This window comes from Xenorhabdus siamensis (assembly GCF_037996745.1).
GTDB lineage: Bacteria > Pseudomonadota > Gammaproteobacteria > Enterobacterales > Enterobacteriaceae > Xenorhabdus > Xenorhabdus indica.
This window is the reverse complement of record NZ_JBBMXE010000022.1, coordinates 21,162-43,003: the sequence shown is the minus strand read 5'-3', so window position 1 is coordinate 43,003 and position 21,842 is coordinate 21,162. Positions and strand designations below refer to the sequence as shown.

The following is a 21,842-nucleotide window of genomic DNA, read 5'->3' as shown; positions in this document are numbered from 1 at the left end:
ATTAGGATGTGAATAAGGAGCACTATTAATGCAGGGGTGGATTATACGGGCATAATGGCTTGAGTCAATGACCTTTTAGCTTATATGTTCATTTTATGATTAATTATTAATAACTGACAGGCGGTTCATGTTCTGACAAAATAGCTCCTGTTCCTATACTCGATGATGGAATCTTAAATATATGTCAGCAAAAATTATTGATGGGAAAACGATTGCGCAGACAATCAGAAATGAAGTAGCAGAAAAAGTCAGGCAGCGTGTTGCTGCTGGAAAACGTGCCCCCGGACTTGCCGTCGTTTTAGTAGGAGAAAATCCCGCCTCCCAGATTTATGTCGCGAGCAAACGCCGTGCTTGTGAGGAAGTTGGTTTTACTTCCCGTTCTTATGACTTACCAGACACCACCAGCGAAGCCGAATTACTCACCCTGATAGATAACCTGAACAAAGATCCAGAAATCGACGGTATCTTAGTTCAACTTCCCCTCCCCGCCGGTATTGATAATGTCAAGGTACTGGAACGTATTCATCCTGATAAAGATGTCGATGGGTTTCACCCTTACAATATTGGTCGATTGTGTCAACGTGCACCAAAGCTGCGCCCTTGTACTCCACGAGGTATTGTGACGTTACTGGAGCGCTGTAATATCAATACCTATGGGCTGAATGCCGTTATCATTGGTGCTTCCAATATTGTCGGGCGTCCAATGAGCCTTGAATTACTGTTAGCAGGCTGTACCACAACAGTAACGCATCGTTTTACCAAGAATCTGCGCCAGCATGTTGAACAGGCCGATTTGTTAGTTGTGGCTGTTGGTAAACCCAACTTCATTCCTGGTGAATGGATTAAACCCGGCGCAATTGTGATTGATGTCGGCATCAACCGTCTGGAAAATGGTAAAGTCATTGGAGATGTCGATTTCGATAAGGCATCTGAATGCGCAAGTTGGATTTCTCCTGTGCCGGGTGGTGTTGGCCCGATGACAGTTGCCACATTAATTCAAAATACCTTGCAAGCATGCGAGGAATACCATGATGTAGATACAACTGAAGGATACTGATGGAAATTTTTTATTTAGATCGTCACCCTTATGTAGAACTGTGTGATCTGCTGAAGTTTCAAGGGTGGTGTGAAAGTGGTGCTGCTGCGAAGGCTATGATTGCAGAGGGTTTAGTAGAAGTTGATTCTCAGGTGGAAACCCGCAAACGCTGCAAAATCGTCGCCGGGAAAGTTGTTACTTTTAACGGTGAATCTGTGCGCGTTGAAGGGTAGCTCACTAGCTTTGAGTCTCCGGTAATGTCCTTCGGAAAAACTGTACCTTATATTCTTTACGCATTTAAGGTGCAGTTTTTTATTTATAAATAGATTTCATTTTCTTAATACAAATTTATCTGGTTTTTTCTACAAGATATGTGACATTAACGATATCTTAATAAACAATTATGCCGACAATATTTTGGTTTTCTAATAAGTTGCTATACTGAGAGACTCACTTACAACTGAAAAGGAGTTGATTATGTTTAGTAATAGAGCTGCAAGAAGGTTGTTGGGTATGTCTCATAAGTTAAGTAATTCTAAACGCAGAGTGACTATTTCTCTTCTAAATCTTGATTCCAGTGATAGTAAACATCAAATACCAGAACATCTGAGTCATTCTTCTTTTATTTCTATAAAACGAGATACTTCTTCAGGAAAAGTCACTTATCACTCTGGAAGTGCGTTCTATCCTAAATATTTAAATACGAATCAATAAAATAGTCTTTTCTATTTATCAAATAAGTTTGGCTATAAAAAATAATATCACTATAAACATTACTGTGATTAAAACATTACATAATATATTGCTGTAATAAAACAAACCGCCTACATATGGGGCGGTTTTGGTATATCTTCGGCTCAGGAAAATCCTTTACTTACGGCGCCATGTTGTGCCCTGTGGGCCATCCTCCAGTTCGATACCCATTGCATTAAGCTGGTCACGCGCGGCATCAGCCAAAGCCCACTCTTTGTTTTTACGAGCATCGTTGCGCTGTTTAATCAGCGCTTCGATTTGGGCAACGTTATCATCCACATGAACACCACTTTGCAGGAACTGTTCAGGATCTTGCTCCAGAAGACCCAGAATAGCCGCCAGTTTACGTAGCTCAGCCGCCAAACCATTTGCCGCAGCCATATCATCTGCTTTCAGGCGGTTGATCTCGCGAGCCATGTCAAACATCACGGAATAGGCTTCCGGCGTGTTGAAATCATCATTCATCGCTTCCACAAAACGAGACTCAAAAATTTCACCACCAGCAGGCTGAGCAGATTTATCTGTACCACGCAAAGAAGTATACAGACGCTCAAGTGCAGTACGAGCCTGTTTCAGATTCTCTTCTGTATAGTTCAACTGGCTGCGATAGTGACCAGACATCAGAAAATAACGCACAGTCTCAGCATCGTAATATTCCAGCACATCACGAATAGTAAAGAAGTTGTTCAGAGATTTGGACATCTTCTCTTTATCCACCATCACCATGCCAGAATGCATCCAATAGTTCACATAAGGGCCTTCATGAGCACAGGTAGATTGTGCTATCTCATTTTCATGATGCGGGAACATTAAATCTGAGCCACCGCCATGAATATCAAAATGATGACCTAACTGTTTGGCATTCATAGCAGAACATTCAATGTGCCAACCCGGACGACCTGAACCCCATGGAGATTCCCAGCTAGGTTCACCCGATTTGGACATTTTCCACAGCACAAAATCCATTGGATTACGTTTTACATCAGCAACTTCAACACGCGCCCCCGCCTGCAATTGCTCCAAATCCTGGCGAGAAAGCAGCCCATAATCAGGATTGGTATCAATGGAGAACATCACATCACCATTATCTGCAACGTAAGCATGACCACGTTTAATTAACTGCTCGGTGAATTCAATAATTTCAGGGATATGCCGAGTTGCACGTGGCTCTGAATCTGGACGCAGAATATTCAGTGCATCAAAATCGCTGTGCATCTCATTCAACATACGTGTAGTCAGCGCTTCACAACTTTCATTATTTTCAATAGCACGCTTGATAATTTTGTCATCTATATCCGTAACATTACGAACATAGGTCAAATCATAGCCTAAATAACGCAGGTAACGGGAAATGACGTCAAAAGCAACAAAGGTTCTGCCATGACCAATATGACACAGATCATAAATGGTGATGCCACACACGTACATGCCCACTTTCCCTTTATGGATCGGCTTAAATTCTTCTTTTTGGCGACTGAGAGTATTGAAAATTTTTAGCATCGGTGGATTTTCCGTAAAAATTGATGTACGTGTAATAAAAAACAAAAGCGAACAAATCCGCTGATTATAGGCTTCCTTATCAGATATATAAATAAACTATAATATGAAAAGCCAAGTCGGCTATTTCACCCTGATATGGTGAGCTTTGCAAGCACTGCGATCTGCCTTGTTCACATGAGATTGCAGAGTACTGACTCAAGATCACAGATATGGTATAAAAGCCCTTGTTCCGAACACCCTAGAATATTAGGGTCAATCAAAACTATTATTAGGATTTCTATTATGGTGACTTTTCATACCAATTTCGGCGATATCGTAATTAATACTTTCGCCGAAAAAGCGCCTGTAACTGTTAAAAATTTCTTGAATTACTGCCGTGAAGGCTTCTATGACAACACTATTTTTCACCGCGTCATCAATGGCTTCATGATTCAAGGTGGTGGTTTTGAACCTGGTATGAAGCAAAAAACGACTCAATCCCCTATCCAGAACGAAGCCAATAATGGCCTGAAGAATAGTCGTGGTACTATCGCAATGGCACGTACCAATGATCCACATTCTGCAACAGCTCAATTTTTCATCAACGTTGTTGATAATGATTTCCTGAATTTCCGCTCAGAACGCCCAGACGGTTGGGGTTACTGTGTATTTGCTGAAGTTGTGGAAGGTATGGATGTAGTTGATAAAATCAAAGGTGTTTCCACTGGCCGCAGCGGTATGCACCAAGATGTACCACACGAAGATGTGATCATTGAACGTGTTACTGTCAGCGAATAATTATTTATACAATATCCAGTTAGAGAATAGTTAATCGTTACATGAGTACACTGTTTATTGCAGACTTGCACCTCAGTGAACAAGAACCGGCAATTACTGCCGGTTTTCTGCGTTTTTTACGTGAGGATGCAATTCATGCCGAAAGACTGTATATCCTCGGTGATTTTTTTGATTACTGGATTGGCGATGATGATCCCAATCCTCTGCATACTGAAATAGCCCAGGCACTTAATACACTGAGACAAAAAGGAGTTTCGTGCTATTTTCTTCATGGTAACCGTGATTTTTTGTTAAGTTCCCGGTTTGCCAAAGAGAGTGGCTTGATTCTGCTGCCGCAAGAAAAGATATTGGAATTATACGGTAAACGTATTCTGATCTTGCACGGTGATACACTCTGCACTGATGACGCAGGTTATCAACAATATCGTAAACGAGTACATACCCCTTGGATCCAGCGGCTGTTTTTACTTCTTCCCTTGTTTATTCGGCTAAAAATTGCAGCCAAAATGCGGGCCGGAAGCCAATATGCTAATAGGCAGAAATCCGAATCAATCATGGATGTCAACCAACAGACTGTTATTGAACATTTTAACCAATATCAGGTTGATTGGATGATCCACGGACATACTCATCGTCCAGCGATCCATGATATCCAAATCAACGGTAAAACCGTGCATCGTGGTGTATTAGGAGCCTGGCATAATCAAGGTTCAATGTTTAAAGTGACAGAGGCATCTATTGAACTGATATTTTTCCCTTTTTGAATTCTCTGATCTTTTTCTAGAAAAATCGGTAAATCAAGCAACGCAAACGTTTTCCTTATGCAATTCGCATGATATGATCCGCCGCCTTACAATATTATTTTGATATTGGTTCTGGTGGACATCCAATACAGGAGCATCTGATTTATGACGGCAAGCCCTGATCCCCAAAAAGCTATTTCCACAACAACGGTTACCTTTACAGCAAATAGGCCACATCATGCCAAAATTGCTATTGTCATGGGGTCAAAGAGTGACTGGGCAACAATGCAACATGCAGCCGATGTTTTAACTTCCCTTGATATTCCTTTCCATGTTGAAATTGTTTCGGCGCACCGAACACCCGATAAACTTTTCCATTTTGCCGAACAGGCGAAAACAAACGGTTTCGATGTAATTATTGCGGGTGCAGGTGGCGCAGCTCATCTGCCGGGAATGCTGGCAGCTAAGACCTTAGTTCCTGTATTGGGTGTCCCTGTGCAGAGTGCTGCTCTGAGTGGTGTTGATAGTCTCTACTCCATCGTCCAAATGCCAAAAGGCATACCAGTTGGTACGCTAGCTATCGGCAAAGCGGGAGCAGCAAATGCAGCATTGTTGGCGGCTCAGGTATTAGCATTACATGATGATGCCCTATTCCAACGTCTGTCAGATTGGCGTCAGGCACAAACTCAGGATGTTTTGGATAACCCAGATCCACGGGAGGATGCATGAAGCCCGTTTGTGTATTGGGAAATGGTCAGTTAGGCAGAATGCTACGTCAAGCCGGTGAACCATTGGGAATAGCAGTCTATCCGATTGGGCTGAATGCTGAACCAGAATCTGTTCCCTATCAGAGCAGTATCATCACCGCTGAAATTGAACGTTGGCCTGAGACAGACTTAACCCGTGAACTCGCTCACCACAATGCTTTTATTAACCGTGATATTTTTCCTCAACTGGCTGATCGCCTACCACAAAAGCAACTCCTGGATAATCTTGGGTTAGCGACAGCTCCGTGGAAGTTATTAGCTGATACCAGCCAATGGCCGCAGTTGTTTAACGAGTTAGGTGATTTCATTATCGTTAAACGCCGTACAGGAGGTTATGATGGCCGGGGTCAATGGCGTATCCGACCGGGTGATGAAGCTGCATTGCCGCCCGAAATTTACGGTGAATGTATTGTGGAGCAAGGTATTCCATTTTCAGGGGAAGTTTCACTGGTTGGTGCCCGTAACGCTCAGGGTAAATCGGTATTTTATCCACTGACCCATAATCTACATCAGGAAGGTATCTTACGTACAAGTGTTGCCTTGCCAAATGCACATCATCAATTACAACAACAAGCAGAAAAAATGCTGTCCATCATCATGGATCATCTGAATTATATTGGTGTCATGGCAATGGAGTGCTTTATTGTTGGTAATGATTTGCTGATTAATGAGCTGGCACCACGGGTACACAATAGCGGTCACTGGACACAAAATGGCGCTTCCATCAGTCAGTTTGAGCTTCACCTGCGAGCGATTCTGGATTTACCTATGCCTCAACCGGAAATATTGGCTCCTTCAGTGATGGTCAATCTGATCGGTACAGAAATAAACCCTGAATGGCTCAGCTTACCCCTCGTTTGTTTACATTGGTATGATAAGGAAGTTCGCTCAGTGCGTAAGGTAGGGCATCTGAATCTGGTTCATTCTGACAGAGATATATTAAGAGCTGCATTACAAACATTAAGCGCCTTATTACCTGAAGAGTACCAAACTGGCCTAAAATGGGCACAAGATAAATTAAACTAAAAAACCGTAGGAAGTGATAATTTTAAATAAATTACCACTTCTTATGTCAACTGTAACAAGCTATTTCTTTAATAACGTTCTGGATAGTGTATCCACAATGGTTCTTGTCGTTTGATCTATTTCATAATTGAGGAAATCACCAACCTTAATCTTGCTGAGATTGGTCATTCTTAATGTTTCTGGGATCAAATCTAAGGCAATTGTCTTATTTTCTTCATCAATGCCGTTGATGGTTAAACTACAACCATGTAATCCAATAAAACCTTTCAGGAAAAAATATTTAATATTGTCTTGAGGTATCCGAATAACCAACCGATAAATTTCTCCTGTTGCAGTAAATTCTACTACTTCAGCCATCCCTTCTACATGTCCATAAATATATGGTATTAAGTTAAAGGATAAAGAGGAATTCGCCTAATCCCCCATAAAATAGCGAGGAGAAATTAAGTGCCATTTCTAAGGAAGCAGGGAATCAACAATACATTCAAATCAATGGCAGCAACAAGTATCGGTTTATCTGTCATTTCCTTATGTTTTCTTTTTTCGTCATCTGTGCAAGCCAGTAACTTCGTCAATTTTCAATCGATCGATACCAGCCTTTACTTCCAACTCGAAAATAAAATTGCCCCTGATAAAACCCTCTCTCCTATCGTCGAAGCCTTCGGTGATTACAAAATCGGTGATATGTATGTCTACAGTATTTGGCAAAATTCACTGCAAAATGATTATAAAGGCGATAAAAGTTCCTATTACTATAAATTTGTGCCCAGACTCAGTGCCAGCAAAATTACAGGATATGACTTTTCCTATGGTCCATTGAAAGATGTGCTGTTTGCTCAATGGATTGCCAAAACCAAAAACGTAAAATATGACTATTTCCCCGGTATCAGCCTGGATTGGCAGGTAGAGGGATTCAGTTGGTTACGTACCATTTTTTATTTTGAAAACAATGCTAAAGGGAGCTGGAAAGATCAACGCATCCACATCGACTATGGTATTCCTTTCAGGAATCGGCTGGGAGATTTCCGCATTGTAGGTACGTTCGACTACACACTGGGACGGCGAGATAATCCAGAGATGTTTGATTTCAAACCAGAGTTACATTATGACCTAGGGAAAAAGTTGGGGTATCAATCCGGTCATTTGTGGACAGGTATTGTCATCAATCCAGTTAAAAATAAGTACAAAATAAAAGATACGCCTTACTTTCGCACAAACCAATTTAGCTATGGCGTGTTTATTCGATACAGCTTTTTTTAATAAGCACTTAAAATAGTGCCGTTTTTAATGGTTTATTCCTTAATGGGGTCACAATGTCCATTCAACACGACAAATTCGGGCGTACTTATCAGTGGTTTTTGCTGATACTTCTAGGCATGGTCTATTTTCTGTCCACAGCAACAACCTTTACGTCATTGGGTGTTGTCCTGCCCAGCATGATAAACGAGCTGGACTGGAGTTGGACTGATGCTGGTTTGGGTTTCACTCTGCTTGGCCTGACGTGCGGGCTATCCAGTTTCCTGCCAACAGTGTGCATTCGCAAAATTGGCGTTCGCTTCACGCTATTTATTGGCCTACTGATTTTTCTGGCGGGTTTCTACAGCCTTTACCACACGCATACTATTTCATCGTATTTCATCGGAACGGCTTTAATTGGGGTCGGGTTTACCTTTCTGGCAACCGTGCCCGGCACCTATGTTATTTCACGATTATATGAAAAACAGTCCCTTGCTTTCGGTTTCTATTTTACGATAGGAGGACTGGGAGGCGTGATTGGCCCGTGGATCTATTTCCTGGCAACTCGTGTCTGGGGAACGTGGCGAATGCATTGGATGATCTCTGCCGTCGTTCTGGCTGTTTTTGTTATTCTGACCATTCTTACTCTTCAGGAAGGAGAGCGGGAAATAGCCCATGCTAAAGCAGTCAATCAAAAGCACAACAGCGAAAATCCCCCTAGTATCTATCGTACCAAGCAGTTCTGGACAGCCCGACAAGCACTGCGCACCTGGCAATTTTATGTCATTGCCGCAACTTATACAGCGTTTCTGTGGTGTGGTATTACGGTGAATAGCTTTGCCGTCGCCCACATTATCGAAAATGGTTTCAGTGAAGCAATTGCCGCAGGGTTACTGAGTTCTATGGCTTTCATCAATGCTTTTTCAAGATTAGCCAGTGGTGCCATAGGAGAGTGGCTCGATCCGAAAAAACTGCTGATTGGCAGTCTGGCTATCATTATTCTTGGCTTAATCGCCTTGAGTATCGCCTCTTCCTGGCTATTCCTGATTGCCTTCACTCTGTTTGTCGGCATGGGTTATGGTATGACTTTCCTCGCTTCCAGTGTTCTGCTCGCCAATTATTTTGGCCGTAAGCCTTATCTGGAACTCTTCTCGATCATGAACCTGATTTCGACTCTGGCATGTCTGGCACCTTTCTTTGCCGGTGCCATAAAAGATTACTCCGGGAGTTTTACATGGGCTTTTCTCATCATTGCTATCCCTGTATTTGTCGTGTTAGTTGTAACACTGATGATGAAACCCCCAGCCAAAAAATGACAGACGATTTAGTTGAAAATGAGAAGCTCACTGACGAAATTCGCTAAATAATGATTACTATCCCCTGAAACAGCACACAAATAAGGAAGTAGTGATGACAAAGAAAGAGTTCGGTGTATTTCTGCCTATTGCTAAAGGTGGGTGGATTATTTCCCAAAACACGCCGCTATTGGATGCATCTTATAAACAAAACCGTGAAGCAGCTATTCTTGCCGATCAAATCGGCCTTGATTTCATTATGTCCATGGGTAAATGGCGCGGTTTTGGCGGTGAAACTGATCATTGGGGCAGTTCACTCGAATCTGTCACCATGATGGCTGGCATCGCTGAAGTCACTCATCGCGCCAAGTTGATCGCTACGGTTTATGCTGGTCTGCACAATCCGGCGGTGACGGCCAAAATGATCGCTACTTTGAATCATATCAGTCAAGGACGCGCCGGGCTGAATATTGTCTCTGGCTCATTTCGCGATGAATTTGAACAGATGGGGGAATGGGACAGTAAATTGGATCACGATCAACGTTATGCTATGACAGAGGAATGGACACTGTTGATAAAACGGCTTTGGCGCGAAAAACACGTTGATTATCAAGGAACGTATTTCAATCTGAAACAGTGTGTCTCCGAACCCAAACCTCTTTCACGCCCTCGCCCTTATTTAGTTTGTGCCGGACAATCCGAACACGGTCTGCGTTTCAGTGTACGCCATACCGATGTCTGTTTCATTGGCGGTAAAGATGAAGCAGAGACCCGCAGGATCAGTTTAAGCGCCAAACGCATTGCCTCAGAATACAACACCACAACCAAAACATTCTGCATGTGTACAATCATTTGTGCTGAAAGTGATGCTTATGCCGAAACCCTTGCTCAATGCTATCGTCAGGGTTTGTATGTAGAGGCAGTCAGAAATATGATGCACAGTTTTGGTGTTGATGTGGACGGAAAAAGTAATGCGATGGTAGAAAGATCTCAAAATGCTTTTTTGACTCATACCGCTATCGGAACAGCCGATATTGCTGTAAGCAACTGTCGGATTTACTGCGTACTTGTGAATTGGATGGGGTAATGTTGATATTTCCTGATTATATTGAGGGATTGAAAATATTCGGCGATCAAATCCTGCCGAAATTAAAGGCTGAATTTGGCTGATGTTACTTTGAAAAATACACGGTTATAAACATGGGAAGCCTTGATTCCAGAGCTTCCCAGGCACAACTAAGGCGCTATTTATTCTGACAAACGTTATTCTGGTAAACGTCGATATTGCCCTTGTTTGCGCAATAGCCGGACACCCAACCAACCACCACACAATGAAAGCAACAGGCTGCTGATAATCGGCAACAAAAACCACATCAGCCACTGCGGTTGCCACGGAAAATCAAACACTTTCGTCTGCAACAACCAAAGTGCAATTTCGGCGCCAAATGCCGCAGCCAAACCTGCCATAAAACCAAGCAAGGCAAATTCGCTCCACAATGTACGACGCAACAGTTTCTTACTGGCGCCCAATGTTCGATAAACTACCAGTTCAAGCTGTCGTTGGTTCATGCCAACCTGAATCTGTGCCAGTAAAAGTAATCCACCACAAGCCATCACCAACACAACCATAATTTCCAACGCCCGACTGACTTGCTGCAAAATACCTTGTATCTGCTTAATCATAGAGCCAATATCCAACATACTGATTGTTGGAAAATGACGATTCAGTTCCGTTAACAATCTTCCATTCCCCTCATAATGGAAACTGGTCAACCATGTTTGCGGTTGGTGCTCCAATGTTTCTTTGGCAAAAATAAAGAAAAAGTTCGGATGCAGGCTTTCCCAATCCACTTTACGAATGCTGCTGACTGTCACCGCAAAAGTTCGGGTGTCCCCGGTGAAAGTCAATTTATCTCCAACCTTAATCTGTAACTGCTCTGCAACGCCTTGTTCCATTGAAACTTCGTTGGGTTTCGGTGGCCAACTTCCTTCCACAAGGGTATTAAACGGCGGTAATTCTTTTTTCCATGTTAAATTGAGTTCACGACGTACTGTTGTACTTTTGGGGTGCTTTTCATCAGCCCATTCAATTGCCGACTGTCCATTAATTTCTGTTAAACGTGCCAACACCACAGGATAGTATTCCGTCGGCTCCACTTTATAATTTGCCAATAAATCATTTACCTGAGCAATTTGCGGCTGAGTCATGTTAATCAGAAAATAATTCGGGCTATCTGGTGGCAACTGTTGCTGCCATTGACCCAGTAAATCTCCTCTCACCACGACAAGCAGTGCCAACAACATGAAGGAAAGTGAAAATGAGGCTAATTGTGTCATCGTCTGGAATGGGCGGCACAACAGTCGGCTGACCGCCAGACGCAGGCTCAACTGGCGAAATGTGATCCGGCGCAGCAACCACAAACCACTCCAGCCCAATATGCCTAATAACAATGCAACAATTGGTATCCCTGCCAGCAATGACCATAACAGTGGCTCAGTTCCCGCCAATAAGACTAATCCACCAGTAATCAGCAGTGCGACCGCAGGCAGATAATAACGTAATGGCCAGATAGACGCGGTGACATCGCTGCGTAATACTCTTGATGGCTGAGTTGCCATTAGTTGGCGGTAGGGCCGAATGCCTACCAGCAAAGCAATACCAAACAGCGCTCCGATCGCCCATACCCACGGCCACATCCCTGCTTCCGGTAACATCTTAGGTAGCATAGCGGCCAATACCCGAATCAATAGCGATTCAAAAACCAACCCCAGAATGGAGCCGACAATCGTAGCTGCAAGCAATATCACCAACCACTGCCCAATGATCCACTGACGCAACGCCCAACGCCCTGCTCCCAGTGTTTTCAGGATCGCAACCAGATTGTGCCGGCTACGGCAATAGTGAGTCATGGAAACGGCGACCGCCGCCACGGCCAGCAATAATGTCAGTAATGCCGACAATAACAAGAATTGCTGTGCACGTTCGATGGATTGTGCCAACGCACCATTATCCTGTTTTAGTGTCAACCAACGCTGATCCGCTTTTAATTGTGGATCGATCAGTTGCTGGAATGATTGAACTGCCTCTGGCGAACCCGCAAACATATAACGGTAAGTCAAACGGCTTCCCGGCTGAATTGCGCCTGTCGCTCTGGCATCATCAATATTGATTAAAATACGGGGAGAAAGTTGGAATGGATTAAAACCACTATCCGGCTCTTGCAACAGTTCACCACTGATTTTCAATGTGGTATCACCAACGTCCAGGCTATCCCCGACTTTAATATTCAATAGTGCCAGTAAACGAGGAGCGACTAGTACAGAACCTTTCTCTGGCTTTAATCCCTTTGGATAAGTTTCCAGTTCACCATACAATGGGTAATGTTCATCGCTTGCTTTAACCTGAGCCAGTTGCGGGATATCTCCTGCATAAGTCATGGTAGAAAATGAGATTTGACGGCTTAATATCAGTCCTTTTTCCTGAGCCAGCTTTAACCAGGAGCCATCAACAGGGTACGATGCACGTAATACCAGATCGCCTGCCAGAAAATCACGGCTCTGATAATGAACACTCTGATCAATACGATCACCAATACGCCCCAATGCTAATACACATGCTACCGCTAATGTCAGAGACAACCAGACAATCAATAGCGATGGGGTACGCCATTCACGCCAAAACCAGCGCCAGATCATACTTCCTCCCGTAATTTTCCATCCACCAGACGTAAACGACGCTGGCAACGGGCTGCAAGCTGGTTATCATGTGTCACCAGAATCAGTGTCGTAGCATAATCATGGTTAAGCGAAAAAAGCAGATCTGCGATACGGTCACCGGTTTGGCGATCGAGATTACCCGTTGGTTCATCCGCAAATAGGATTTTTGGACGAGTACTAAATGCTCTGGCCAATGCAACCCGTTGCTGTTCTCCGCCCGAAAGTTGGGCTGGCATGTGTTTTAGCCGTTTTCCCAATCCTAACTGTTCGAGTAATTCGATAGCCTGCTGGCGACTATAGTTCTCGGATTCTCCCCGCAAAAGTGCCGGTAGCTGAACGTTTTCTAACGCATTCAGAGTGGGGATCAACATAAACGATTGGAAAACAAAACCCACATTTTCTGCCCGTAATTGTGCCCGCTGTTCTTCGTCCATACGGCTGATATGCTGTCCCAGCAAATGCACTTCCCCTGAACTGCCATCATCCAAACCAGCAATAATGCCTAACAAAGTGGATTTCCCTGAGCCTGACTCACCGATTAATGCAATTGTCTGTGCTGGCTCGACAAGTAGCTCAACACCTTGCAATATATTAATTACCTGTTCCCCTTGGCCAACATGTTTAACGAGATTATGAACTTCAAGAATACTTTCTACAGCCATGTACTTTTCCTTTTCTTGTTGGTGCTATGCAGTGCCAGAGCAGTGGCGGCTGATACTCTACTTATATTGGGAGATAGTCTCAGTGCTGGCTATCGCCTGCCCATTGAGCAGTCATGGCCCACCCTAATGGCAAAAAAATGGCAGCAATCCGGTAATAAAATAACCATCATTAATGGCAGTATCAGCGGTAATACCGCAGCACAGGGGCTTGAACGTCTGCCTGAGTTACTGAAACAACACAATCCTAAATGGGTTCTGATCGAACTCGGAGCGAACAATGGATTACGTGGTTTTCCGGTCCAGCAAATAGAACAAGATCTGCAAAAAATCATTACTTTGGTAAAACAAGCCAACGCTAAACCATTATTGATGCAAATTTATATTTCGCCGAATTATGGAAAACGCTACACCGAATCTTTTGCCAAAATTTACCCTTCCTTATCAAAACACAATCAAATCCCTTTATTGCCATTTTTTATGGAGCACGTTGCTATCAAGCCAGAATGGATGCAAGATGATGGCCTGCATCCCAATCAATTCGCACAACCTTTTATTGCTGATTGGATGTCCAACAAACTTTCAGCATATATCACCCATAAGTAAAAATATTCATTAATTAATAGTAAATCATTTATTCCAGTAAGCTGATGTAATTTAACAGGTAAAGTTATGCAAAAAGCAGTTCTTATTACTGGCTGTTCCAGCGGTATCGGATTAACCGCCGCCAAAGCCCTTGATCAACGCGGTTATCGTGTCCTGGCCGCTTATAGCACGTCTGCGGATTTGGCACATAACTGAGATTGAAAAAGACATAGGTCATCCCTATCTATTGTTCATATATACCCATTCATATATTTGCAAAGTGAAAGGGGACAATTGCCTGATAACGAACTTAAAGAGAGAATCCCATGGAATCGACAATGAATACTAACAGCAACACGGCTCAGATTGTTCACATCAACGAATCTAATATTGCTCCCACTGTTCAGCAGTCCTTAAATCAGCTTGTGGTATTCTATTTTTGGTCACCACAAGATCTCCATTGTCACGAGTTAGAAGCGACTCTTGATAAGCTCGCACATGAATATGCGGGGCAATTTATTCTGGCTAAGGTCAATTGCGATCAATTAGGTCATATTTCTGCACAATTTGGTGTACGTACCGTACCAACAGTGCTTTTTGTTCGTGAAGCTCGCCCTGTTCATGGTTTTGAAGGGTTACAAACTGACGAAAACATCAGAAAAATGTTTGCCCAAATTTTGCAGCAACATGAAAAATCACCGTTGGAACAAGCAAGTGAATTGCTTGCTGAAGGCAAAAATCTGGAAGCCTTACCTTTACTGAAAGAAGCATACCAGGCAGATCCGCAGGATATTGAACTGGGTTTATCCTTGGCTGAAGTCCATATTTCACTCAATCAGTTAGAAGACGCCCAAAAGATACTGGAAACTATTCCATTGGAAAATCAGGATCAGCGTTATCATGATTTGCTGATGGCCATTGAATCACATAAACAAGCTGCTGATTCACCTGAAATTCAAAAACTTCTGCAAGAAATGGCAACACAGCCAGAAAATGCAGAACTTGCGATTCAATTGGCATCTAAATTACATGAAGTCGGACGTAATGAAGAAGCCCTTGAACTGCTGTTAGGTTTCCTGAAAAAAGATCTCTCTGCTGGCAATGGCGAAGTGAAAAAAACGTTGATGGATATTATCTCTGCACTCGGAGCCGGAGATGTACTGGCATCTAAATATCGTCGTCAAGTATACTCCTTACTCTATTAATCAGAGATTTTTTGTATTCCATGATTCATTAATAGAGGAATTATTATGGATTTACTCTCTCTTGGGGCTGTCCCCATTCTGATCATTATTGCGGTTGTCATCGTCTTTACTTGTGTAAAAACCGTTCCACAAGGATATCAGTGGACAGTAGAACGTTTCGGCCGCTATACCCGCACATTGACACCGGGGCTGCATATCCTGATACCATTTATTGATCGTATTGGTCGTAGAATCAATATGATGGAGCAAGTATTGGATATCCCATCGCAAGAAGTCATTTCCCGCGATAACGCCAATGTCACCATTGATGCCGTCTGCTTTATTCAGGTTGTTGACCCGGTACGTGCTGCCTATGAAGTCAGCAATCTTGAACTGTCGATTATTAACCTGACCATGACTAACTTCCGTACTGTTCTAGGTTCAATGGAACTGGATGAAATGTTGTCTCAGCGCGATTTAATCAATAGCCGTTTGCTGACAATCGTTGATGAAGCCACTAACCCGTGGGGGGTGAAGATCACCCGTATTGAGATCCGCGATGTACGTCCACCTAAGGAATTGATCTCAGCAATGAATGCTCAGATGAAAGCTGAACGTACCAAACGTGCAGATATTCTTGAAGCAGAAGGTATTCGTCAGGCCGCCATTTTGAAAGCTGAAGGTGAAAAACAGTCTCAGATCCTGAAAGCTGAAGGTGAACGTCAATCAGCGTTCTTGCAAGCGGAAGCCCGTGAACGTGCCGCAGAAGCCGAAGCACGGGCAACCAAAATGGTCTCTGACGCTATTGCCGACGGTAACATGCAGGCGATTAACTACTTCGTCGCTCAGAAATATACCGATGCCCTGACCAGTATCGGCGCAGCAGATAACAGCAAAGTGATCATGATGCCGCTGGATGCCAGCAATCTGATGGGCGCAGTAGGAGGCATTGCTGAGTTGATCAATGAAAGTAAGAAGAGCAAGCAGGATAAATAACGGCTCAGTATAAACGACTATTTCAGGATAACGACTATGATTGAACAGATTGCCACTCAACCAGTCTGGTTTTGGCTCTGTTTTGGTGGGTTACTATTAATTGCAGAGCTGCTGGGAACAGGGGGATATTTACTGTGGACAGGTATCGCTGCCGTGATTGTCGCCCTGATCACATGGATTTTCCCCGAAATGAGCTGGGAGCTGCAAGGCACTCTGTTTGCTACCTTGACTCTGCTCTCTGCCATTGCGTGGCGTAGCTGGCTGCGTTACCATCCGCGCAATAGCGATAAGATGCTCAATCAGAAAAACCAGCAGTTAATTGGGTTACACGCCCGTTTAATCGCAGATACCGAAAATGGTTATGGGCGTATCAAACTGGCTGATGGCAGTTGGCGCATTCATTGTGACAGCGAACTGACTGCCAATACCGAAGTTGAAATCATTGCCGTTGACGGGATCACATTAAAAGTTAAGCCTGTATCTCATCCATCATGATTGGCACAACAACCAGATAGTTGTTCAATGATAGGGCAATCTGCCCTATCATCTCCCGGACATTCAGCAGCCAACGCTAAGAGCTTTTCCCTGATCTGCTGCAATTTCACAATTTTTTCTTCTATTTCAGTGACTTTTTGGAGTGTCGCTGTTTTCACATCTATACTGTGACGATTGGGATTACGGGATATCCGTAATAACTCCCGGCACTCTTCAATCGTGAATCCTATTTCTCTTGCCTGACGTAAGAGTATCAATTCATCAATATGCTTCTGTTGGTAAAAACGATAGCCATTATCTCCCCGCTCCGGCGCAGTAATCAGATCTTTCTCTTCATAAAACCGAATAGCTTTACTGGTTAAACCGGTCTTACGGGCAATTTCACTGATATTCATATTTTCCCCTTGACCTTCCCCTTGCAGGAAGGTTTAGCCTAAAAGGATATCGATAAGTATATCACTCTGTTTCAGGAGATTTTTTATGTCCACAACAACCATTCTCGCACTTCAGGGCTTGACCTGTATGCACTGTGTCGGCAGTGTCAAAAAGGCACTGGAAAATCTGTCAAATGTTGAACAAGCAGAAGTTAGCCTTGAATACGCTAAAGTGATCGGTCGTGTAACTCCCGATTCATTGATTTCTGCCATTACTGATGCAGGTTATGAAGCCACTCTGGTAACTCACCCCGATGTTGAACTACGGCTTTCAGGCTTAAGCTGTATGAAATGTGCTGGCAAAACTCAAAAAGCGCTGGAATCAGTGACTGGTGTAGTTGCGGCCGAAGTCGATACTCAAACAGCCAAAATTTACGGCAAAGCTGAAAACCATGCTTTGATTAATGCCGTAAAGCAAGCGGGTTATCACGCTGAATTAGCGGGAGAAACCTATTCCCCAAAAAATAAGCCGCTGACAACATCTGCCTCAGAATCAACTTCACAAGCACCGGAGTTTTTGGCAGCGGCAATAGATCCGACTCCGGATACACGATCCATTTCACATGACCATGGCAGCATCCAGCTTCTATTGGATGGTATGAGCTGTGCTAGTTGTGTCAATAAAGTACAAAAAGCCCTGCAATCTGTTGCAGGGGTTGAGAACGCCAGAGTCAACCTTGCAGAACGAAGTGCACTGGTTACCGGGACAGTATCTCCCAATGCTCTGGTCGATGCTGTTATCAAAGCTGGCTATGGCGCAGAAGTTATTCTGGATGAAACCGAGCGCCGGGAACGTCAGCAGCAAATTGCTCAGGCCAATATGCGTCGTTTCCGTTGGCAATCAGCCCTCGCTCTGGCTGTCGGGGTTCCAGTCATGATTTGGGGCATGATTGGTGACAATATGATGCTCACTCCAGATAACCATACAATTTGGCTGAGCATCGGGCTGGCTACTCTTGCCGTAATGATATTGGCTGGCGGACATTTTTATCGCAATGCGTGGCAAAGCCTGAAAAATGGTAGTGCCACAATGGACACATTAGTTGCACTGGGTACGGGTGCCGCATGGCTCTACTCTATCAGTGTTAACTTATGGCCAGATATTTTCCCGCCTCAGGCGCGCCACATTTATTATGAAGCCAGCGCTATGATTATTGGCTTAATTAACCTCGGACACGCCTTAGAGCAACGCGCACGTCAACGTTCCTCAAAAGCGCTTGAACGATTGTTGGATTTAACACCTCCAACAGCTCAGGTCATCATAGAAGGCGGTGAGAAAACGTTGCCATTGGCTGATGTCAAACCTGATATGACATTGCGGCTGGTCACAGGGGATCGGGTTCCCGTGGATGGTGAAATCATCCACGGCACAGTCTGGTTAGATGAAGCGATGCTGACAGGAGAAGCGCTCCCTCAACAAAAATCAATTGGCGATACAGTTCACGCGGGAACTGTGGTGCAAGATGGAACCGTACTCTTTAAAGCCTCAGCAGTAGGTAGCCAAACCACTTTGGCAAGAATTATCAATCTGGTACGTCAGGCACAAAGTAGTAAACCTGAAATCGGCCAATTGGCGGATAAAATATCTTCAATATTTGTGCCTGTTGTCGTTGCTATCGCACTAATTGCGGGAGCAATCTGGTTTTTCATCGGCCCGGCTCCCCAAATCATGTACTCACTGGTTATCATCACCACAGTGTTGATTATAGCCTGTCCTTGTGCACTCGGCCTGGCAACACCAATGTCCATCATTTCCGGGGTCGGAAGAGCAGCGGAATTAGGTGTGCTAGTACGTGATGCTGATGCCCTACAACAAGCCAGCCGGCTCGATACCCTTGTTTTCGATAAAACGGGAACGTTGACTGAAGGGATGCCACAGGTCACTGAAATTCAAACTTTCAATGGATTCACCAAAGAGCAAGTATTGCTGTGGGCTGGTGCATTAGAAAGCGGTTCAAACCATCCTTTGGCAAAAGCCATTCTGCTGAAAGTTGAAAGTGAACAAATTGAAGATCAACAATTACCTGAAGTAACACAATTCCGTACTTTAGCCGGAACGGGTATACGCGGGAATATTGGTAATACAACACTGTTGTTAGGAAATCTGAACCTACTTGAACAAAATCAGATTGATACAACAGCATTTAAATCACAGGTCGCCAAACAAGCAGAAAAAGGAGCTACCCCCGTTATACTGGCAATCGACGGAAAAGTGGCCGCTCTGTTTTCAATACGTGACCCACTACGTCAGGATACCGTCTCCGCCTTGCAACGTTTACATCTTCAGGGTTATCGCTTAGTCATGCTGACAGGTGATCATCCTGTAACAGCTAATGCTATAGCCAAAGAGGCGGGTATTGATCACGTTATAGCAGGAGTGCTACCTGATGGTAAAGCCGCCGCCATTCAGGATCTCCAGTCTGAAGGTAAGAAAGTCGCCATGATTGGTGACGGCATCAATGATGCACCTGCATTGGCACAAGCAGATGTGGGGATTGCCATGGGGAGTGGTAGTGATATCGCCATTGAAACCGCGTCAATTACCCTGATGCAACATAGCCTGCATGGTGTTGCAGATGCAGTTGAACTGTCCAAGGGGACATTGCGTAATATGAAACAAAATTTATTTGGCGCATTCATCTATAATACGCTGGGTATCCCGATTGCAGCAGGTATTCTCTACCCCTTAACCGGAACATTATTGAATCCAGTCATTGCCGGAGCTGCCATGGCTCTCTCTTCAATCACCGTGGTCAGTAACGCCAACCGATTACTTTACTTTAAAACTAAACGCTGATATTCCACATTAATCATGCAGACATCGAAAAGCTAAACAACACCGGGTTTAGCTTTTCATTTATCACTTTCTTGTTAACCTTTAACGCGTTAGCATACCCATCCACACCAATTACCGGAGTATGTAGTATGGGAAAACTAATGACATATCTCAGCAATGTATTAGGACTGAATTCCCAACGATATTACCCCTATCCTGCTTTTGACGTCACTTTGCCGAAAAATAGACAATTACATATTGTTGGCAGCATCCATATGGGTACAGAAAATATGTATCCACTTTCCGAAGTACTGTTGGAACAACTGGAGCAGTGCGATTCTTTGATTGTCGAAGCAGATATCACCCAATCTGGTTCACCATTTGGAAAAATATTTCCTGAACAGGTCGTACTGTCACAACGTTTATCAACTGAACATTTTGGTGTCTTACAGCAATACTGCCACGAGATCCAACATCCGGTAGAGTCACTCGATCCATTGCCTTCATGGCAAGTTGCTTTGATCCTACAGGCCGCTCAGGCTCAATACTTAGGATTGCGTCCCCAATACGGCATTGATTTTCAACTACTGAACAGTGCAAGGGCCATTGATAAAAATATTATCGAGCTGGAAGGAACCGATACTCAGGTTAATTTACTCACCAAACTCCCGAATGGTGGCATCTCTCTGTTAGAAGATACTCTGGTTCACTGGCATACTAACGCCCGTACTTTACAAATGATGATTAGCTGGTGGATGAATTACAAACCAAACCAAGCAAGTGAAGCATTACCACAGACTTTCTGTGAGGTTACTTACCAGACCTTGATGACTGAACGTAACCGTCAATGGAGTGAACAATTATATGACTTACCGGCAGGAAAATATTTAGTGGCTGTCGGAGCATTACATCTCCATGGTGAAAACAATTTACTGAAGCTGTTACAACAATAGCTATTACAAGAACAGGAATAAAGACTATTTCTAATAGTTACTATTTATATAGATAATGTTACAGGAAATACGATATGACGCCTGCTGTTACTCTACTGGAAAAACACAAAATTAATTTCAAACTTTATTCTTACGAACATGATGTTAATGAACATAATTTTGGTGGTGAGGTGGTTAAAAAACTTGGATTAGATGCTAAGCAGGTTTTTAAAACCCTCTTAGTTTCATTAAATGGTGATCCTAAAAATCTGGCTGTTGCTGTCACTCCGGTCGCGGGACAACTGGATTTTAAAAAAATCGCCAAAGTATTTAAAGCGAAAAAAGCGGATATGGCAGATCCACAGTTGGCACAAAAAGTGACAGGTTACCTGGTGGGTGGCATCAGCCCATTAGGACAAAAAAAACGTCTTCCAACTGTTATTGACAGTCAGGCCCAAAGCCTCCCGACTCTGTTTATCTCTGGTGGTAAACGTGGCCTGGATATTGAACTGGCACCGACTGATTTATGCCAACTACTTAATTGTCCATTTGCTGATATTGCCAAAATTTGAAAATTAATTGTAATTACCGTTAAATTTTTCGATCTGGCTCTGTTTTCTCGAAAACAGGGCCTTGTTCAATTATCTAATGCCGATATACTTCTCATATAGCAAAAACAATATTATTTACCATTTCAAGTAACTTAATATATTTAAATAAAAGGAGATAAAAATGGCTACTTCGTCATTTTTCAGGCAGATTGTTATCACCCATCCCAAGGCAATTAAGATGTTGCGAAGGGCAAATAGAAGGCCATCTAAAAATAATTTTGAAAAAATAGACATTGAAACTGAACAAAAAGAGGCAATAGAGATATTAAAACAAAAATTCTCACTTTAGGAGAAGTATTAATAGTATTAGGCAGAGACAG

23 protein-coding genes and 1 pseudogene are annotated in these 21,842 nt (G+C 43.4%); 19 read left to right on the top strand and 5 right to left on the bottom strand.

The annotated features are described in order from the left end of the window. Nucleotides 1–181 precede the first annotated feature (181 nt). The 3 genes from folD to sra all read left to right on the top strand — a co-directional run bounded on the left by folD (nucleotide 182) and on the right by sra (nucleotide 1,750). Nucleotides 182–1,057 (top strand): bifunctional methylenetetrahydrofolate dehydrogenase/methenyltetrahydrofolate cyclohydrolase FolD, encoded by an 876-nt coding sequence (folD, locus tag AAC852_RS19805; RefSeq protein ID WP_047682571.1) that lies wholly within the window; start codon nucleotides 182–184, stop codon nucleotides 1,055–1,057. After that, nucleotides 1,057–1,269, top strand: a complete 213-nt coding sequence (gene ybcJ / locus AAC852_RS19800) for a ribosome-associated protein YbcJ (protein ID WP_340622474.1) — start codon at nucleotides 1,057–1,059, stop codon at nucleotides 1,267–1,269. The genes folD and ybcJ overlap by 1 nt, the downstream gene beginning before the upstream one ends. A gap of 244 nt (nucleotides 1,270–1,513) precedes the next feature. After that, nucleotides 1,514–1,750: a stationary-phase-induced ribosome-associated protein gene (gene sra, locus AAC852_RS19795; RefSeq protein WP_340622473.1), complete on the top strand. Its 237-nt coding sequence runs from the start codon at nucleotides 1,514–1,516 to the stop codon at nucleotides 1,748–1,750. Between the two features lie 156 nt (nucleotides 1,751–1,906). Here sra and cysS read toward each other — a convergent pair whose 3' ends face one another. Then, entirely contained in the window at nucleotides 1,907–3,289 is a 1,383-nt protein-coding gene (gene cysS / locus AAC852_RS19790) for a cysteine--tRNA ligase (RefSeq protein WP_340622472.1), read from the bottom strand. Nucleotides 3,290–3,571: 282 nt separating this feature from the next. Between cysS and ppiB the strand changes: the two genes are divergently transcribed. From ppiB to purK, 4 genes are all read left to right on the top strand, one after another. After that, nucleotides 3,572–4,066 (top strand): peptidylprolyl isomerase B, encoded by a 495-nt coding sequence (gene ppiB / locus AAC852_RS19785; protein ID WP_340622471.1) that lies wholly within the window; start codon nucleotides 3,572–3,574, stop codon nucleotides 4,064–4,066. A 41-nt stretch (nucleotides 4,067–4,107) separates the two neighbouring features. After that, nucleotides 4,108–4,830, top strand: coding sequence for a UDP-2,3-diacylglucosamine diphosphatase (lpxH, locus tag AAC852_RS19780; protein ID WP_340622470.1), 723 nt, complete (start codon nucleotides 4,108–4,110; stop codon nucleotides 4,828–4,830). A gap of 144 nt (nucleotides 4,831–4,974) precedes the next feature. After that, nucleotides 4,975–5,538 carry a 5-(carboxyamino)imidazole ribonucleotide mutase gene (gene purE, locus AAC852_RS19775; RefSeq protein ID WP_340622469.1) on the top strand — a complete coding sequence of 188 codons (564 nt, stop codon included), beginning with the start codon at nucleotides 4,975–4,977 and terminating at the stop codon, nucleotides 5,536–5,538. Then, nucleotides 5,535–6,602 (top strand): 5-(carboxyamino)imidazole ribonucleotide synthase, encoded by a 1,068-nt coding sequence (gene purK, locus AAC852_RS19770; protein ID WP_340622468.1) that lies wholly within the window; start codon nucleotides 5,535–5,537, stop codon nucleotides 6,600–6,602. The genes purE and purK overlap by 4 nt, the downstream gene beginning before the upstream one ends. Before the next feature lie 60 nt (nucleotides 6,603–6,662). On the opposite strand, the gene AAC852_RS19765 is transcribed toward purK, so the two are convergent. Continuing rightward, nucleotides 6,663–6,980 (bottom strand): riboflavin synthase, encoded by a 318-nt coding sequence (locus AAC852_RS19765; RefSeq protein ID WP_340622479.1) that lies wholly within the window; start codon nucleotides 6,978–6,980, stop codon nucleotides 6,663–6,665. A 69-nt stretch (nucleotides 6,981–7,049) separates the two neighbouring features. Between AAC852_RS19765 and AAC852_RS19760 the strand changes: the two genes are divergently transcribed. The 3 genes from AAC852_RS19760 (at nucleotide 7,050) to AAC852_RS19750 (ending at nucleotide 10,220) form a co-directional block, all read left to right on the top strand. Continuing rightward, complete coding sequence (locus tag AAC852_RS19760) at nucleotides 7,050–7,862, top strand: outer membrane protein OmpK (RefSeq protein WP_340622467.1); 813 nt, start codon at nucleotides 7,050–7,052, stop codon at nucleotides 7,860–7,862. Nucleotides 7,863–7,915: 53 nt separating this feature from the next. Further along, a complete protein-coding gene (locus AAC852_RS19755; RefSeq protein WP_340622466.1) occupies nucleotides 7,916–9,154 on the top strand; it encodes an MFS transporter in 1,239 nt (412 codons plus the stop codon). 94 nt (nucleotides 9,155–9,248) lie between these two features. After that, entirely contained in the window at nucleotides 9,249–10,220 is a 972-nt protein-coding gene (locus AAC852_RS19750; protein ID WP_340622465.1) for an LLM class flavin-dependent oxidoreductase, read from the top strand. Between the two features lie 176 nt (nucleotides 10,221–10,396). On the opposite strand, the gene ybbP is transcribed toward AAC852_RS19750, so the two are convergent. Next, on the bottom strand, nucleotides 10,397–12,829 hold the full coding sequence (ybbP, locus tag AAC852_RS19745; RefSeq protein ID WP_340622464.1) for a putative ABC transporter permease subunit YbbP: 2,433 nt from the start codon (nucleotides 12,827–12,829) through the stop codon (nucleotides 10,397–10,399). After that, a complete protein-coding gene (ybbA, locus tag AAC852_RS19740; protein ID WP_340622463.1) occupies nucleotides 12,826–13,512 on the bottom strand; it encodes a putative ABC transporter ATP-binding protein YbbA in 687 nt (228 codons plus the stop codon). The genes ybbP and ybbA overlap by 4 nt, the downstream gene beginning before the upstream one ends. On the opposite strand from ybbA, the gene tesA reads away from it, so the two are divergent. The 5 genes and pseudogenes from tesA to AAC852_RS19715 all read left to right on the top strand — a co-directional run bounded on the left by tesA (nucleotide 13,483) and on the right by AAC852_RS19715 (nucleotide 16,769). Next, complete coding sequence (tesA, locus tag AAC852_RS19735) at nucleotides 13,483–14,115, top strand: multifunctional acyl-CoA thioesterase I/protease I/lysophospholipase L1 (protein ID WP_340622462.1); 633 nt, start codon at nucleotides 13,483–13,485, stop codon at nucleotides 14,113–14,115. The genes ybbA and tesA overlap by 30 nt on opposite strands. A gap of 66 nt (nucleotides 14,116–14,181) precedes the next feature. Further along, nucleotides 14,182–14,301, top strand: a pseudogene (locus AAC852_RS19730) (SDR family NAD(P)-dependent oxidoreductase); the annotation flags it as partial. Between the two features lie 119 nt (nucleotides 14,302–14,420). Then, nucleotides 14,421–15,299 carry a co-chaperone YbbN gene (locus AAC852_RS19725; RefSeq protein ID WP_340622461.1) on the top strand — a complete coding sequence of 293 codons (879 nt, stop codon included), beginning with the start codon at nucleotides 14,421–14,423 and terminating at the stop codon, nucleotides 15,297–15,299. Nucleotides 15,300–15,344: 45 nt separating this feature from the next. Next, nucleotides 15,345–16,274 (top strand): SPFH domain-containing protein, encoded by a 930-nt coding sequence (locus tag AAC852_RS19720; protein ID WP_340622460.1) that lies wholly within the window; start codon nucleotides 15,345–15,347, stop codon nucleotides 16,272–16,274. Between the two features lie 36 nt (nucleotides 16,275–16,310). Continuing rightward, complete coding sequence (locus AAC852_RS19715; RefSeq protein WP_340622459.1) at nucleotides 16,311–16,769, top strand: NfeD family protein; 459 nt, start codon at nucleotides 16,311–16,313, stop codon at nucleotides 16,767–16,769. Here the strand turns inward: AAC852_RS19715 and cueR are convergent. After that, entirely contained in the window at nucleotides 16,757–17,164 is a 408-nt protein-coding gene (cueR, locus tag AAC852_RS19710) for a Cu(I)-responsive transcriptional regulator (protein WP_340622458.1), read from the bottom strand. The genes AAC852_RS19715 and cueR overlap by 13 nt on opposite strands. 85 nt (nucleotides 17,165–17,249) lie before the next feature. Between cueR and copA the strand changes: the two genes are divergently transcribed. From copA to AAC852_RS19690, 4 genes are all read left to right on the top strand, one after another. Further along, nucleotides 17,250–20,000, top strand: coding sequence for a copper-exporting P-type ATPase CopA (gene copA / locus AAC852_RS19705; RefSeq protein WP_340622457.1), 2,751 nt, complete (start codon nucleotides 17,250–17,252; stop codon nucleotides 19,998–20,000). 128 nt (nucleotides 20,001–20,128) lie between these two features. Continuing rightward, nucleotides 20,129–20,932 carry a TraB/GumN family protein gene (locus tag AAC852_RS19700; RefSeq protein WP_340622456.1) on the top strand — a complete coding sequence of 268 codons (804 nt, stop codon included), beginning with the start codon at nucleotides 20,129–20,131 and terminating at the stop codon, nucleotides 20,930–20,932. 74 nt (nucleotides 20,933–21,006) lie between these two features. Continuing rightward, nucleotides 21,007–21,483: a Cys-tRNA(Pro)/Cys-tRNA(Cys) deacylase YbaK gene (gene ybaK / locus AAC852_RS19695; RefSeq protein WP_340622455.1), complete on the top strand. Its 477-nt coding sequence runs from the start codon at nucleotides 21,007–21,009 to the stop codon at nucleotides 21,481–21,483. A 160-nt stretch (nucleotides 21,484–21,643) separates the two neighbouring features. Beyond that, nucleotides 21,644–21,811 carry a hypothetical protein gene (locus tag AAC852_RS19690; protein ID WP_340622454.1) on the top strand — a complete coding sequence of 56 codons (168 nt, stop codon included), beginning with the start codon at nucleotides 21,644–21,646 and terminating at the stop codon, nucleotides 21,809–21,811. Nucleotides 21,812–21,842: the final 31 nt, after the last annotated feature.